General features: G+C 71.5%; 16 protein-coding genes. 10 read left to right on the forward strand and 6 right to left on the reverse strand.

The annotated features are described in order from the left end of the window. Positions 1–2: 2 nt before the first annotated feature. The gene (locus ACFY1U_RS32185; protein ID WP_390697651.1) at positions 3–530 is read right to left on the reverse strand and encodes an SRPBCC family protein; all 528 of its coding nucleotides are present in this window, start codon (positions 528–530) and stop codon (positions 3–5) included. A gap of 6 nt (positions 531–536) precedes the next feature. Next, positions 537–881, reverse strand: coding sequence for an ArsR/SmtB family transcription factor (locus ACFY1U_RS32190; RefSeq protein WP_390697652.1), 345 nt, complete (start codon positions 879–881; stop codon positions 537–539). Between the two features lie 162 nt (positions 882–1,043). Here ACFY1U_RS32190 and ACFY1U_RS32195 point away from each other — a divergent pair, with 162 nt between their 5' ends. The 4 genes from ACFY1U_RS32195 to ACFY1U_RS32210 all read left to right on the forward strand — a co-directional run bounded on the left by ACFY1U_RS32195 (position 1,044) and on the right by ACFY1U_RS32210 (position 4,727). Then, positions 1,044–2,546, forward strand: a complete 1,503-nt coding sequence (locus tag ACFY1U_RS32195; RefSeq protein ID WP_390697653.1) for an MFS transporter — start codon at positions 1,044–1,046, stop codon at positions 2,544–2,546. 98 nt (positions 2,547–2,644) lie between these two features. Further along, entirely contained in the window at positions 2,645–3,139 is a 495-nt protein-coding gene (locus ACFY1U_RS32200; protein WP_390697654.1) for a methyltransferase family protein, read from the forward strand. A 39-nt stretch (positions 3,140–3,178) separates the two neighbouring features. Continuing rightward, positions 3,179–4,186, forward strand: a complete 1,008-nt coding sequence (locus tag ACFY1U_RS32205; RefSeq protein ID WP_390697655.1) for a Ppx/GppA family phosphatase — start codon at positions 3,179–3,181, stop codon at positions 4,184–4,186. A gap of 163 nt (positions 4,187–4,349) precedes the next feature. After that, positions 4,350–4,727 (forward strand): STAS domain-containing protein, encoded by a 378-nt coding sequence (locus tag ACFY1U_RS32210; protein WP_390697656.1) that lies wholly within the window; start codon positions 4,350–4,352, stop codon positions 4,725–4,727. 139 nt (positions 4,728–4,866) lie between these two features. On the opposite strand, the gene ACFY1U_RS32215 is transcribed toward ACFY1U_RS32210, so the two are convergent. Then, a complete protein-coding gene (locus ACFY1U_RS32215) occupies positions 4,867–5,301 on the reverse strand; it encodes a protease inhibitor (RefSeq protein WP_390697657.1) in 435 nt (144 codons plus the stop codon). 324 nt (positions 5,302–5,625) lie between these two features. Between ACFY1U_RS32215 and ACFY1U_RS32220 the strand changes: the two genes are divergently transcribed. The 4 genes from ACFY1U_RS32220 to ACFY1U_RS32235 all read left to right on the forward strand — a co-directional run bounded on the left by ACFY1U_RS32220 (position 5,626) and on the right by ACFY1U_RS32235 (position 10,250). Next, positions 5,626–6,201, forward strand: a complete 576-nt coding sequence (locus ACFY1U_RS32220) for a hypothetical protein (RefSeq protein WP_390697658.1) — start codon at positions 5,626–5,628, stop codon at positions 6,199–6,201. Between the two features lie 34 nt (positions 6,202–6,235). Next, complete coding sequence (locus tag ACFY1U_RS32225; RefSeq protein ID WP_390697659.1) at positions 6,236–7,981, forward strand: purine-cytosine permease family protein; 1,746 nt, start codon at positions 6,236–6,238, stop codon at positions 7,979–7,981. 128 nt (positions 7,982–8,109) lie between these two features. Continuing rightward, a complete protein-coding gene (locus ACFY1U_RS32230; RefSeq protein WP_390697774.1) occupies positions 8,110–9,279 on the forward strand; it encodes a lactate 2-monooxygenase in 1,170 nt (389 codons plus the stop codon). Further along, the gene (locus ACFY1U_RS32235; RefSeq protein WP_390697660.1) at positions 9,276–10,250 is read left to right on the forward strand and encodes a 2-hydroxyacid dehydrogenase; all 975 of its coding nucleotides are present in this window, start codon (positions 9,276–9,278) and stop codon (positions 10,248–10,250) included. The genes ACFY1U_RS32230 and ACFY1U_RS32235 overlap by 4 nt, the downstream gene beginning before the upstream one ends. Here ACFY1U_RS32235 and ACFY1U_RS32240 read toward each other — a convergent pair. The 3 genes from ACFY1U_RS32240 to ACFY1U_RS32250 all read right to left on the reverse strand — a co-directional run bounded on the left by ACFY1U_RS32240 (position 10,247) and on the right by ACFY1U_RS32250 (position 12,933). After that, on the reverse strand, positions 10,247–11,860 hold the full coding sequence (locus ACFY1U_RS32240; protein ID WP_390697661.1) for an RICIN domain-containing protein: 1,614 nt from the start codon (positions 11,858–11,860) through the stop codon (positions 10,247–10,249). The two genes, ACFY1U_RS32235 and ACFY1U_RS32240, sit on opposite strands and share 4 nt — an antisense overlap. A gap of 446 nt (positions 11,861–12,306) precedes the next feature. Then, entirely contained in the window at positions 12,307–12,684 is a 378-nt protein-coding gene (locus tag ACFY1U_RS32245; protein WP_365838911.1) for a toxin Doc, read from the reverse strand. A 3-nt stretch (positions 12,685–12,687) separates the two neighbouring features. After that, positions 12,688–12,933 (reverse strand): hypothetical protein, encoded by a 246-nt coding sequence (locus ACFY1U_RS32250; protein WP_030937710.1) that lies wholly within the window; start codon positions 12,931–12,933, stop codon positions 12,688–12,690. 146 nt (positions 12,934–13,079) lie between these two features. Between ACFY1U_RS32250 and ACFY1U_RS32255 the strand changes: the two genes are divergently transcribed. Together ACFY1U_RS32255 and ACFY1U_RS32260 are read left to right on the forward strand one after the other, a co-directional pair. After that, positions 13,080–13,571, forward strand: coding sequence for a methylated-DNA--[protein]-cysteine S-methyltransferase (locus tag ACFY1U_RS32255; protein WP_390697662.1), 492 nt, complete (start codon positions 13,080–13,082; stop codon positions 13,569–13,571). A gap of 14 nt (positions 13,572–13,585) precedes the next feature. Next, complete coding sequence (locus tag ACFY1U_RS32260) at positions 13,586–14,305, forward strand: 2OG-Fe(II) oxygenase (RefSeq protein ID WP_390697663.1); 720 nt, start codon at positions 13,586–13,588, stop codon at positions 14,303–14,305. Positions 14,306–14,313: the final 8 nt, after the last annotated feature.

Below are 14,313 nucleotides of genomic sequence, written 5' to 3' on the forward strand. Positions count from 1 at the left end.
GGTCACTCGAGGCCGGGCACCGGCGCCCCGGAGGGCACACCGGCCTCGACGTACCCCTCGTAGAAGTCCTTCCAGGGGACGCCCGCCCCGGCGTGCGGCCCCTCGAACCGCTCCCCTCGTGCCTTCGCGTCGAGGGCGGCCAGGCACACCTCCCAGCCGGCGCCGTTGCGGGCGGCGGTGTCGGCGGCCTTGAGGACGTTGGTGAGGGTGAAGCGGGTGCGCTTGTCGTCCAGCGCCTCCAGGTCGAAGTGCAGTTCGTCGCCGCCCCACTCGAAGGACAGGTGACGCGGCTCGTCGAGGGCGAGCACCCGGCCCGTGGACTCCGGCATGTTCGGATCGCCGCTGAAGTTGATCGTGCCGCCGGGCCGGGGGTCGATCTCGGCGCGCGAGGGGAACCAGTGGGCGAGTTCCTCGGCATCGGTCACGAACTGCCAGACGCGCTCGATGGGATGGTCGTAGATACGGCTGAAGCGGACGGCCGGGCGGCCGTCGTCCAGGGTGAGATACGTGCCGGTGAGTTCAGCGGTCATGGTGGATCAGTCCTTCGGGGCGGGTTCCTCGGGATCGTCCGATGCGGTCTCGTCGAGGCGGTGGCCCAGCGCGTCCAGGCTGCGGTTCCACAGTCTGCGGTAGGGGGCGAGCCAGGCGTCGAGCTCGGCGATCGGGGCCGGGTCGAGCGCGTAGACGCGACGCTGCGCGTCCTGCCGCACCCGCACCAGGCCCGCCTCGCGCAGCACCTTCAGATGCTTGGAGGTGCTCGGCTGACTCAGACCGCACGCCTGCACGATCTCGCCCACGGGCCGCGGCCGCTCGAGGAGCAGCGCGACGATGGCCCGCCGGTGCGGATCGGCGAGGGCGGTCCACAGAGCGGCATCGGACATGGCCCCAATATGCCTCTGCAGCTATATTCCGGTCAAGGAATATGAGACGGAGGACACAGATAACGAAACGTTGCCGTTTCGCTGATCGAGGGTCTAGTCTGCGTGTGTACGAAACCGTTTCGTTCAAGATTTCCCGAACGACTTCCCTGGAGTGGTTCTCCCATGTCTCAGAACACCCTGACCGACAGCGCTCCCAGACGGGCGGCCGAGGCCGAGCCCGCCGCCTCGTCGAAGCGCTGGTGGATCCTCGCGGTCGTCGCCGTCGCACAGCTGATGGTGGTGCTGGACGCCACCATCGTGAACATCGCCCTGCCCTCGGCCCAGGCCGACCTCGGCTTCTCCGACGGCAACCGGCAGTGGATCGTCACCGCGTACGCCCTGTCGTTCGCCTCCCTGCTGCTGCTCGGTGGCCGTATCGCCGACCTCTTCGGCCGCAAGACCGCCTTCCTCATAGGCGTCGTCGGCTTCGCCGGCGTCTCCGCGCTCGGAGGTGCCGCGAACGGCTTCGGCATGCTGGTCACCGCGCGCGCCCTGCAGGGAGCCTTCGGCGCACTGCTGGCGCCGGCCGCGCTCTCCCTCCTCAACACGACCTTCACCGACGCCCGGGAGCGCGCCAGGGCGTTCAGCGTCTACGGCGCCATCGCCGGTGCCGGCGGCGCGGTGGGCCTGCTGCTCGGCGGTGTCCTGACCGACGCGTTCGACTGGCGCTGGACGCTGTACGTGAACGTCGCGATCGCCGTCGTCGCCTTCGTGGGCGGCTGGCTGCTGCTGACCAACCACCGCGACGCGGAGAACTCCAAGCTGGACGTGCCGGGCACGCTGCTGGTCGCCGCCGGTCTGTTCTCCCTTGTCTACGGCTTCTCCAACGCCGAGACGCACGACTGGGGTTCGGGCCTGACCTGGGGCTTCCTGATCGCGGGCGGTGTGCTGCTCGCGGCCTTCGCCTGGTGGCAGACCAAGGCCGCGCACCCGCTGCTGCCGCTGCGCATCCTGCTGGACCGCAACCGGGCGGCCTCGTTCCTCGCCGTGCTGATCTCCGGCGGCGGCATGTTCGGGGTGTTCCTGTTCCTCACCTACTACCTGCAGCTGAACCTGGGCTTCAGCCCGACCAAGACCGGTGTGGCGTTCCTGCCGATGGTCGGTGCGCTGATGGTGGCGGCGCAGCTCGGCACCACGGTCCTGGTGCCGCGGATCGGACCGAAGGTCGTCGTCCCGCTGGGCTTCGCGATCGCCGCGGCCGGCATGGCCTGGCTGACCGGGATCGGCGTCGGTTCGAGTTACGTCAGCACGGTGCTGCCTCAGCTGATCGTGACCGGGGTGGGCCTCGGCCTGGTCATGCCGGCGGCCATGCAGCTGGCCACCGGCGGGGTGGCCGCCGAGGACGCGGGCGTCGCCTCCGCCACGGTCAACGCCATGCAGCAGGTGGGCGGTTCGATCGGTACGGCCCTGCTGAGCACCCTTGCCGCGAGCGCCGCGACCGACTACCTGGCCGGCAAGGACGCGACCAGCAAGCTGGTGCGGGCTCAGGCGACGATCGAGAGCTACACCACGGCCTTCTCGTGGTCGGCGGTCCTGTTCGCCGCCGGCGCCGTGATCGCCTTCGTCCTCTTCCGCCGCGGGGCGCCGGAACAGGACGCCAACGCCGCACCCGTCGTCCACATGTGATCGAGCCGGCCTGAGCCGCACCGGCTCGAGCCGCACCGGACCGAGGGGCCGCCGTCCGCAGGGAGACGGTGGCCCCTCATCGCTGCCATGGTGGCCGTATGCGCAAAACGGCGGCGGCATTCGGGTCCACGCTCTTCCTGTTCCTCGCGCCCGGCACGGTGGTCGTCCTGCTGCCGTGGTGGCTGACCGGCTGGCGGGCGGGCGAGTGGTGGTTGCCCGTGCGCGCGCTCGGCCTGGTGCCCCTGGCAGCGGGGGCGGTCGTCCTGCTGTCGGCCTTCGTGCGCTTCGTGACCGAGGGGTTGGGCACACCGGCGCCGGTCGCGCCGACCGAGGACCTGGTGGTGGGCGGACTGTACCGGTACGTGCGCAATCCGATGTACGTCGCGGTGATCGCGGCGATCGGCGGCCAGGGCCTGCTGCTCGCCCGGCCGGTGCTGTTCGGGTACGACGCCCTCGCGGGCGGGGCGATGTGGGCGTTCGCCACGTGGTACGAACAGCCCGCGCTGACCCGCCGCTTCGGCGCCGACTACGCCCGCTACCGGCGCGCGGTGCCGGGCTGGTTGCCCCGGATGACACCTTGGCGCGGCGACTGACGGGCGTTGGCCTGCCCTGAATTGGGTACCCCCTGGCCCATGCGAATCAGCGTGGTGGATGTGGGATCGAACACGGTCAGACTGGTTGTGGCGGACGCCGAGGGCGGGGTGCCGCTGCCGGTCCACACCGCCAAGTGGCGCCTGCGGCTGTCGGAACACGTGAGGCCGGGGAGCAGCATTTCCGAGGAGGACATCGACCGCATCGCCGGGGCGGTCGCCGACGCGAGCCGGACCGCGGCCCGGTGGGGTGCGACCGCGCCGCTTGCCTTCGCGACCGCCGTGGTGCGTGCCGCTCCGAACCGCCGGGACGTGCTGCGCACCGTCCGGTCCCGGACCGGGGTCGAGTTGTGCACGCTGCCCGGCGAGGTCGAGGCCGAACTGACCTTCCTCGGGGCGCGACGCTGGATGGGCTGGCGGTCGGGGCCCCTCGCGCTGCTGGACATCGGCGGCGGTTCCCTCGAAGTGGCCTTCGGGCGCGGCCGGTTGCCCGACTTCGTGGCCTCGCTGCCGCTGGGCGCGGGACGGCTGACCCATGAGTTCTTCCAGGGGCAGGATCCGCCGCCGCAGGAGCACGTCCGCGCACTGCGCCGCAAGGTCCGGCACCAGCTGCGGGACGTCGCCGCGCGGATCCGGTGGGAGGGGCCGCGCACAGCGGTGGCCACCTCGCGCACCTTCCAGCAGCTGGGACGGCTGTGCGGGGCGCCGCCCGGGCGCCACGGCCCGTTCGTGGAACGGCAGTTGAAGCGCTCGGACCTACGCGCCGCCGTCGGCCGGCTGGCCGCGCTGCCGACCGTCGAACGCGCCCGGCTTCCCGGCATCTCCGCGCCGCGCGCCGAGCAGAGCCTGGCCGGCGCGGTCGTCGCCCACACCTCGATGAAGCTGACCGGACTCAGGGTGGTCACGATCTGTCCCTGGGCGATCCGTGAAGGCGTCCTGCTGCGCCAGATCGAGGACGGCATGTCCTGGTGGGCGAAGATCAACTGTCTCGACGAGGCGTCCCCGACCCCCGATCCGGTGCCCCTGCGCATCGCGGCCCCGGCACCCTGAACCAAGGCTCTCCAGTCGTTGCGCGTGCAAAATGTCAAGCTCGCCCATCACAATTCACCAGGTCGAGTGAACCAGATCTTGCGCTCGGCGTGTCGGGGATGCGCCCCCGCCGATCGGGGTAACTACCGACACCGAACGCGCCCTTTGCCTTGGTGGAGCGGACATGACGCCGCATGCGGACGACCGCGCTTCCGAACCGCCCGCGGCGAACCCTCATGCCCGCACTCGGACCGGCAGCCGGTTCACCGTGGTCAGGGTCGCGGGTGAGATCGATCTGGCGACCGCGGAGTTCCTCCGGGAACACCTGGACGCGGCGACCGCGCGGCCGCTGCCGGATGTGCTGGTCGACCTGCGGGAGGTCGAGTTCTTCGACTGCTCGGGCCTGCGTGTGCTGTGCCGGGCCGAGTCGCGGGCCCGGGAGCGCGGCGGCCGGCTGCGCATCGTCTCCGACGCGCCCGGCATCCGCCGGCTGCTGAGCGGTGCGGGGCTGCTGGGACGTTTTCCGCCCCTCCCCGCGATCCCCGGGGAGGGGCGGAACTGATGCCAGGAGTCGGCGGGCGGCCCCACTCCGCCCGGCCGACCCCTGGTGCGAGATCGACGGGTACCCCGCGACAAGGGACTCGCACTCCCCACTGGCGGGCCTCTTCAGGTGTGCACGAGGACTCCGCGATCCCGGTCTCTCAGAACGCGAAGACGCTGATCCCGTAGGAGTTCTTCACGCACTCGTTGCCGAAGGTCCGCTCATAGGAGACCCGCTTGCCCTGCCAGACACCGTCGACCGTGACGACGACCGGGTCGTACAGCTTGTTGCAGATCACGCCGTCCCTCGCCGTCAGGGCATTGAAGTCACCGGCGACGCCGCGCAGTTCGGCGCAGGCGAGGGCCGGATCCGGATGGGTACCGGAGGCCGTCGGGGCGCAGCTCAGGGTGACGGCCCGCAGCGGGGTCGCGACGGCCGCGCTTGCGCCGTGGCCGACGGTGAGCACCAGGGCCGAGGGGGCGTAGAGCGAAGCGGGGGCGGCGGCCGGGGCGGCGAGCGCCGACCCGGTCAGGGGTCCGCAGACGGCGGTGGCCGTGAGGGCGAGGGTGGCTGCCCAGCGCGCGGTGTTCCGCATTGTGTGCATCCTTCCGCAGGATTCGAGGGTGGGCCGGCCCGTTCCGGGTCGGTGGCGGACCGGCGAGCGCGAGTCTGCCGAGTCCGCCGCGGAAACACACTTCGACCCCACGCGTTTCAGTAACCTTGCGTGTTGAATCAGTGGCGCGAAGTCACAGAGTTCGACCGCCCAAACCCCGGAACTGAGCGGTTCTTGATCGCCCGAAGCAGCCAAGTGGCCGATTTCCTGCGCTTCGTTAATAGGCCTGAAACATTCCGGTTGAGCTGTCGGCAGACTCCCCCGCATCCCCTTGCGTTCATGGCTGCGCCGAGTAATCGTCATTACATGATTACTACAGCGCAACGAGAGAAGCTGCGCGGCTGGTTCGCCGGCCGTCTGCCCGAGGACCTCTTCGAGGAGCTGGCCGAGCTCACGGTCGACCGCGAGGAGATCACCGTGATCGGCCGCATCCCGGCGCCCCGGCTCGCCGAGGGCACGTCGGGCGCCGAGCGTGAGGCCGCCGTCCAGGGCAGGATCCAGGAGTTCCGGGAGCGCACCCGGGAGGCACGCGTCGAGGTGGCCCGCGAGGCCGAGCACCGCTTCCGCCGCAAGGTCTCCTGGGGTGTGGAGTGCGGTGGGGAGCGCGCCCTGTTCACCCACGTGGCCGCGCCTGTGATGACCCGGCTGCGCCAGCCGGAACGCCAGGTCCTGGACACGCTGATCGCCGGCGGGGTCGCCCGCAGCCGCAGCGACGCCCTCGCCTGGTGTGTGCGCCTGGTCCAGCGGCACACCGACGACTGGCTCGCCGAGCTGCGTGAATCCCTCGAACACGTGCAGCGGGTGCGGGCACAGGGCCCCGACACGGAACCGCGGGACGCCGCCGCGGACCCTTCGACGGACACGCCGGCCGACGACGACTGATGGAGGATTCGCACACTCACCACGCGAAGGATGGATGAACCGTCCTCTGGTGCGGGTCCTGCACGCCGCCTTACGGTCGGCAGACCGCCGAGAGGACGGCCGCCCTGCCCGCCGCACACCCCGCGACGACGACCGGCCGCCCACCCCGCCGCGCCACGACGCGCTCCACCGCCCCGCCCCCGCTGGAGCCACCTTGCCCTCGCAGTCGTCCGACTCCCCCGCGCCGCCGTCCCTCACCGAGGTCGAGGCCCATGGCGTCGAGCGCATCCCCGACGCGGACCGCACCGCGACCCCACTCGACCTGTTCCGGCTCGCCTTCGGCGGCGCCAACACCTTCTCCACCTGTGTTCTGGGCGCCTTCCCGATCCTTTTCGGCCTCTCCTTCTGGCAGGGCCTCGCCGCCACCCTCCTCGGCGTCCTCGCGGGCGCGCTGATCCTGTGCCCGATGGCGGTGTTCGGCCCGGTCAACGGCACCAACAACGCGGTCTCGTCCTCCGCGCACCTGGGCGTGCACGGCCGCGTGGTCGGCTCGTTCCTGTCGCTGCTGACCGCGGTCGCGTTCTTCTCGATCTCGGTGTGGAGCTCCGGGGACGCCCTGGTCGGCGGTGCGCACCGGCTCTTCGGCCTGCCGCGCGGCAACCTCTCGTACGTCGTCGCGTACGCACTGTTCGCCGGCCTGGTCCTCGCGGTGTGCGTGTACGGCTTCCGGTTCATGCTGTTCGTCAACAAGGTCGCGGTGGCCTCGGCCACCGTGCTGTTCCTGCTCGGCGCGATCGCCTTCGCCGGCGACTTCGACCCGTCGTACGCCGGTGTGTTCACCGACGCGGCGGACGCGGCGACCAGGTCACTGTTCTGGCCGTCGTTCATCGGCGCGGCCCTGATCGTGCTGTCCAACCCGGTCTCGTTCGGGGCGTTTCTCGGCGACTGGTCGCGCTACATCCCGGCGAGCACCCCGCGCCGCCGGGTGATCGGTGCCGCGTTCCTGTCGCAGATCGCGACGCTGCTGCCGTTCGTCTTCGGTCTGGCGACCGCGAGCATCATCGCCGCCAAGGCCCCGAAGTATGTCGACCCGGCCGCCCCCGACTTCGTGGGCGGGCTGCTCGCCATCTCGCCGGCCTGGTACTTCCTGCCGGTGTGTCTGCTCGCCTTGATCGGCGGCATGTCGACGGGGACGACCTCGCTCTACGGCACCGGGCTCGACTTCTCCTCCGTGTTCCCGCGGCTGTCGCGGGTGCAGGCGACCGTGCTGGTCGGCGTCCTGTCCATCGCGTTCATCTTCATCGGCCGCTTCGGGCTCGATCTCGTCCAGTCCATCTCCACCTTCGCCACGATGATCATCACCTGCACCACGCCATGGATGGTCGTCATGATGCTGGGCTTCTTCACCCGCCGCGGCTGGTACGACCCGGAGGCCCTCCAGGTCTTCAACCGCCGTCGGCGCGGCGGCCGTTACTGGTTCGCGCACGGCTGGAACTGGCGGGGCATGACCGCGTGGTGGGTGTCCGCGCTCATCGGCGTGCTGTTCACGAACATCCCGGGCCAGTTCGTGGGCCCGCTGGGCGACCTCGCGAACGGCATCGACATCAGCCTGCCGCTGTCGCTGGTGGTGGCCGCCGTGCTGTATCTGGCGCTGTTGCGGATCTTCCCCGAGCCGCGCGCGGTGTACGGGCCGGAGGGGGCGCGGCTGGCCCGGACGGTCGAGGTCGCGGTGCCGCCGATCACGGGGCCGGGAGCGGGAATTGAGGAGGCGGCACCGCTCGGCCGCCCGATCCGGCCTTGATCCTGCCGGAGTCCGGTTTCGGCCCACGGCCTTGATCCACGGGTCCACCCCGGTGGACGCACCTGCGCTTACTCGCCAGTATCGTCGGGGTGCAACGCGTACTCAGCGACGAGGGGCGGGACGTACCCATGGCCAAGCACTGGGCGGACTTCCAGTACGAGATCTATCTGGGCGGGATGTCGGGCGCCGTGCCGAGGCTGCCCACCGATCTGACCCGGCTGGAGGAGCTGACCGAGCAGCGGCTCGGCCCCGGGCCCGTCGGTTATGTCGCGGGCAGCGCGGGCGACGGCAGCACGGCGCGCGCGAACCGGGCGGCGCTCGGGCGGCGCCGGATCGTGCCGCGGATGCTGCGGGACGTGCACGAGCGGGATCTGTCCGTCGAGGTGCTGGGCCGCTCGCTGCCCGCCCCGCTGGCCCTGGCGCCGGTCGGCGTGCTGTCGATCATGCACCCGGAGGCCGAGTGCGCAGCCGCCCGGGCCGCCGCCGCGCAGGGCGTGCCGTACATCCTGTCCTCGGCGTCCAGCACGCCGATGGAGCAGGTCGCGGAGGCCATGGGCGACGCGGAGCGCTGGTTCCAGCTGTACTGGGCCAAGGACCGTGAGGTGACGCGGTCTTTCCTGAACCGGGCCAAGGCGGCCGGGTTCACGGCGCTGCTCGTCACCCTCGACACTCCGCTGCTGGCCTGGCGGCCCCGCGACCTCGACCAGGCCTATCTGCCCTTCCTGAACGGTGTCGGCACCGCGAACTACTTCTCCGACCCGGCCTTCCAGGCGGGTCTCGCCAAGCCGGTGCACGAGGACCCGAACGCGGCCGTGCTGCACTTCGTGGGCATGTTCGCGGACCCCGGCAAGACCTGGCCGGACCTGGCGTTCCTGCGCGAGAACTGGGACGGCCCGATCGTCCTCAAGGGCATCCTGCACCCGGACGACGCCCGGCTGGCCGCCGACGCGGGGATGGACGGCGTGGTCGTCTCCAACCACGGCGGCCGCCAGGTGGCCGGCTCCGTCGCGGCCGCCGACGCGCTGCCCCGGGTGGCCGAGGCGGTCGGCGACCGGCTGACGGTCCTGTTCGACAGCGGTGTGCGCACCGGCGACGACGTCTTCAAGGCACTGGCGCTCGGCGCGCGGGCGGTGCTCCTGGGACGGCCGTACGTGTACGGGCTCGGTCTCGACGGACAGCCGGGCGTGGAGCATGTGATCCGCTGTCTGCTCGCCGAGTTCGACCTCACGCTCGCCCTGTCCGGCCACGCCACGCCCGCCACGATCGGCCCCGCCGACCTCACCGAGGAATCCGCATGACACCCGCGAAGAACATCCTCGCCGTCATTTCCCCGCACGTCGGGGGCCGCACCGCCGGCGCCGGACTCGCCACGCTCTTTCCCGGCGGGGCGAACGTCACCGTCGTCGAGGCGACCGACGAGGACCCGGCCGCCCTCCGCGCAGCACACGTGATCATCACGGCGCTGTCCCCCGTCACCGCCGGACACCTCGCCGCCGCACCGGACGTGAAGCTGGTGCAGTGCGCGAGCCACGGCTTCGACTACGTCGACGTGGACGCCGCCCGCGCCCGGGACGTACTCGTGTGCAACATCGGCTCCAGCGGCGCCGAGTCGCAGAACGTGGCCGAGCAGACCTTCGCCCTCATGCTGGCGCTGGCCAAGCAGCTGATCCCCGCGCACACCGCGCTCGTCGAGGCGGACTGGGCGCTGCCGCGGCTGCAGCGCTCCCTCACCGAACTGTGCGGCAAGACACTCGGCATCGTCGGACTCGGTGGCATCGGGCAGGAAGTCGCCCGCCGCGCGCTCGCGTTCGACATGAGCATCGTCTACGCCGGTCGCCGCAGGCTGCCCGAGGAGACGGAGGCCCGGCTCGGCGGAGCCCGCCATGTCCCGCTCGACGAGCTGCTGCGCATGGCCGACTACGTCTCCCTGCACGCACCGCTCACCGACGAGACCCGGCAGCTGCTCGACGCCGACCGGCTCGCCCTCCTCAAGCCGACGGCGTTCGTGATCAACACGGCGCGGGGCGCCCTCATCGACCAGGACGCCCTCGCAGACGCCCTGGAGAAGGGCGCCCTGGCCGGTGCAGGCATCGACGTCTTCGACCCCGAACCACCCACCCCGGCCCTGCGCCTGCTCAAGGCCCCGAACGTGGTGCTCTCACCGCACGTCGGCGGGGTGACCCGCGAAACCCTGATCCGCATCGCCTTGGCCGCCGTGCAGAACGTCGCCGATTTCTTGGCGGGAGGGCAACCGCGGGACATCGTTTAGACGCTCTTCCCGGAGAGCTCCGCAGGCCGAGCCGCAGGCGACCCCGTCCCCGTGATCGACAGCGAGCCCGGGGTCACCGTCGCCGTCGCCGCCGGATCCGCCAGCCAGCGTTGCGCCGGGGAGCCGTCGCGGGCCTTGGCGACGATGTCCGCGCCCGGCCTCTCGGCGGTGGCGGCGAGGGCGAGCCGCTCGTCCCAGCGCGGCAGCAACTCGCCCTGCACGGTGAGGTCGTAGCGCACGTCCGCGCCCCGTTTGTCCTTCTGGGCGGCGCACTTGCCGAGGACGGCCACGCCGGCGTCCACGTGCGAGTCCAGGCACAGGCCGGGGTCGGCCGCGCTGCGCAGCAGACCGTCCTTGTCGAACGACCACTGCTGGGTGTCGGCGTCCGAGCACGCCGCCAGTTCGGTCCCGGCGCCGGCCTTCACCGTGCCGGTGATGTCGAGGCAGAGGTCGGCGCCGGCGTTGCGCAGTCTCGACTGCCCCGGAACCGTGGGGAGTTGGGCGGCTCCGGGCGAGGACTGGGAGCCGATGCCCGGCGCAGTGCCGCCGCTCGCACTGGTGGAGGCGGCCGGGTCGACGCCGTCGCCGTGCGACCACAGGCCGGCCGCGAACAGACTGGCGAGCAGCCCGGCGGAGACGACGCCGACCCCGGTCAGCAGCGCCCGCGTGTTCCGCGGCACGCCCGGCGGCCGGCGTCCGGGCAGCGGGATACGGGGCAGAATGCGCGGACGCCCGCCGCCGTGCCGCGCGGAGCCGCTCGCGCGCGTTGCCTGTGGCGCACGGCCGGGACGGGAGTCGAGGTAGCGGCGCGCGCCCCAGCCGAGCACCGCCTCGGCGATGAGCACCCCCAACCCGCCCTCGAAATGGCTCAGTTGTTCGGCGGCGGAACGGCAGTAACGGCACTCCGCCAGATGCTGCTGGACGTCCGGCAGCAGCGCGCCGCCCCGGCGAATCGGAACATCGAGGAGACGGTTGTAGAACCGGCAATCCTTGCTCGGCGCGAGTTCCCGATGGGCATGTACACAACCTTCGCGGAATTTTTCACGTGCCTGTTCGAGTGCCGCCGACGCGGTGTCGGTATCCATGCCGAGCAGTGCGGCGGGAACGGTTATGGACTCCGCTTCGACCTCGGTGTGCCAGAGCAGGCAGCGGGAGAGTCCGGGAAGGGCCTGGAAAGACCGCTCGGCGAGCCTGCGGTTTTCGGGCGTCATGGACTTCGCCGTACGTATACCGCGCCCGCCGGAGGGTTTCTGCAGCTCCGGCAGAACGCTGGATATCCGGTCCTCGGCGGACCACAGGCGGACCGTCTCGCGTACGGCCACCAGAATCCGGGGGCGCAGCGCGAGCGCGGGCTCGCCCAGCGCCAGCCGGTCGAGGACCTGGTGGAAGGCGGACGCCGTCACCATGGAGGCGAGGTCGGACGGGGAGGCCAGGCAGACGTCCGCATAGTCACGGGCGGGCTGCCAGTGCCGCGCCATCAGCAGCGCGACGGATTGGGCGACCTCGCCGTCGGGACGGCCCCTGAGCCGGGTGGCGAGGTTCTCGTCGGATTCTCCGGGAACGCCGCCGGGCGGCGGGTAAGGGGGACGAGGTGGGTGGGGGGTGGGCACTGAGCGGATTCCTTCCCACGCGCATGGGACACACAGGAGGGCGTGAATTCAGGTAGGTCCGTCCGGCCCGGTTTTCCGATTGGCCGATGGACACCCGGCCATTACACCCCCCGCACGGGTAGTTCACCCTTGCACAACACACTCATGACCAACAAGGCACTTGGGCAACATCTGCCTCTTTGAAGGTTGGTCAGAAACGGCGACAACTCGCCTCGCCTGCATGAGCTTTCGTCATTCCATGCGCCCCGTGTGAAACAGGCGCACGCGCCGGGGCACCGCGCACGCTCCCGGCGTGCACCACCCCGTAGTGCACTGGGTAGCGGCCCTTCTCGGAGGCCCTGCGCAGGACGGCGGCTCTCCTGCGCCGCACGGGCCGCCGGCCTTGTTCCTCCCGCCCTCGGTCGGCGGCCCCGGGGGCGGGTCGTCGCGGCTGCGGTCGGCGGCCCTCAGATCTGCCAGGAGCGCAGCCGGTCGGCCGCGCCGTAGACGTCGGCCTTGCCGGAGATCAGATCGCGGGCCAGGTCGACCAAGGCTCCATAGGGCGGGTCGATGCCGACATCGCTGACGAACATGTACGCCACGGCTGTCGCGCAGGCGAAGCGGGCATTGGCCGAGGGCAGGGGCTTGAGCAGGGCGAGGGTGTGCAGCAGGGCGGCGGCCCGCCAGGCGGGGTCGGAGTCCACGCCGAGGCGCGGCGGGTCCACGCGGTGGCGGGCGACGGCGGCGACCAGCGCCGAGAAGTCGTTGATGGTGGGCTGGTCCGGCAGGACCTCTTCGTGGCGCTGGAGCAGCCAGGGCACATCGATATGGATGACGGGTGCCATCGGTCAGGCGACCCGCCCCTCACCGGCGTGGGCGGGTTCGTCGTCGGGGAAGGCGGCGGCGAACTCGTCGGCGTGGGAGGCGAAGAAGCGGCGGAACGCCTCCGCGCCCTCCTGCAGCGCTCGGTGCCGGGCTATGTCCGCTGCGGCCGCCTCGCGCACGAGGGCCTTCATCGACGTACCGCGCTCCTTGGCGATCTGCCGCAGGTCCTCTAGTTCGCGGTCGCTGAACTCGACATTCAGGGCTGGCATGCCTTCACGGTACCGCCGGGGTACTCACGCGTAAATAGTCGCTGGTCACAGCACCTTTCAAACGGTACCTCCAGGCGCCGGTCCCGACTGAGGACCAGGTCCGTTTCCCGCCGGTTCCGGGCGGCGCGGCGCAGCAGACTTGAGCCATGACGACGTACACGAAGATCGACAGTCCGGTGGGTGAGCTGCTGCTGGTGGGCGAGGGCGGGGCCCTCGCCTCGCTGTCCCTGCCGGGGCAGCGCAGCGCGCCCGTCGTCCGTGCCGACTGGCGGCGCGACGACGAGGCGTTCGGGGAGGCCGTCCGACAGCTCTCCGCCTACTTCACCGGCCGGCTCCCCCGCTTCGAGCTGAGCCTCGCCCCCGAGGGGACGGAGTTCCAGCAGCTGGTGTGGCGGGCGCTCGACGCGATCCCGTACGGCACCACGACGACGTACGGGGAGCTCGCGGCCCGACTCGACGTGCCGCGCTCCGAGATCCGCGCCGTGGGTGCCGCGATCGGCGCGAACCCGCTCCTGATCGTCCGCCCCTGCCACCGCGTGATCGGCACCGACGGTTCGATGCGCGGGTACGCGGGCGGCGTCGAGCGCAAGGTGCGGCTGCTCACCCATGAGGGTGCGCTGCAGCCGATGCTGGGATGACGGGAGGAGACGACGTGACGCTCACCGAGGCCCAGGCCCGCAGGCGGGTCGACGGCACCGAATGGGCGGCCCTCACCGCCGAGTTGGACCTCCACGGCAGCGCGCCGACGGGGCCGCTGCTGACGCCCGCCGAGTGCCGCGACCTGGCGGCGCTGTACGAGAAGCCGGAGCTGTTCCGGACCACGGTCGACATGGCACGGCACCGCTTCGGTTCCGGCGAGTACCGGTACTTCACCCATGACCTGCCGGCCCCGGTGGCCGCCCTGCGGGCCGCCCTCTACCCGCGGCTGCTGCCGATCGCGCGGGACTGGGCGGCCCGGCTGGGCCGCCCGGCACCGTGGCCGGACTCCCTCGAGGAGTGGCTGGAGGCCTGTCACACGGCCGGACAGGACCGCTCGGCGCAGATCCTGCTGCGCTACACCGAGGGCGACTGGAACGCCCTGCACCGTGACGTGTTCGGCGACATGCTCTTCCCGCTTCAGGTGGTCGTCGGCCTCGACGAGCACGGCAGCGACTACACCGGCGGCGAGTTCCTGATGGTCGAGCAGCGGCCACGGGCCCAGTCCCGGGGCACCGCGACCGCGCTCCGGCAGGGCCATGGGCTGGTCTTCACCACCCGGGACCGGCCGGTGCGCACCAAGCGCGGCTGGTCGGCCGGAGCGATGCGGCACGGTGTGAGCGCCGTCCGCTCCGGCCGCCGGCGGGCGCTGGGCATCGTCTTCCACGAGGCGTGAGCGCTCCT

It is taken from the genome of Streptomyces sp. NPDC001351 (genome assembly GCF_042896045.1).
Taxonomy (GTDB): Bacteria; Actinomycetota; Actinomycetes; order Streptomycetales; family Streptomycetaceae; genus Streptomyces.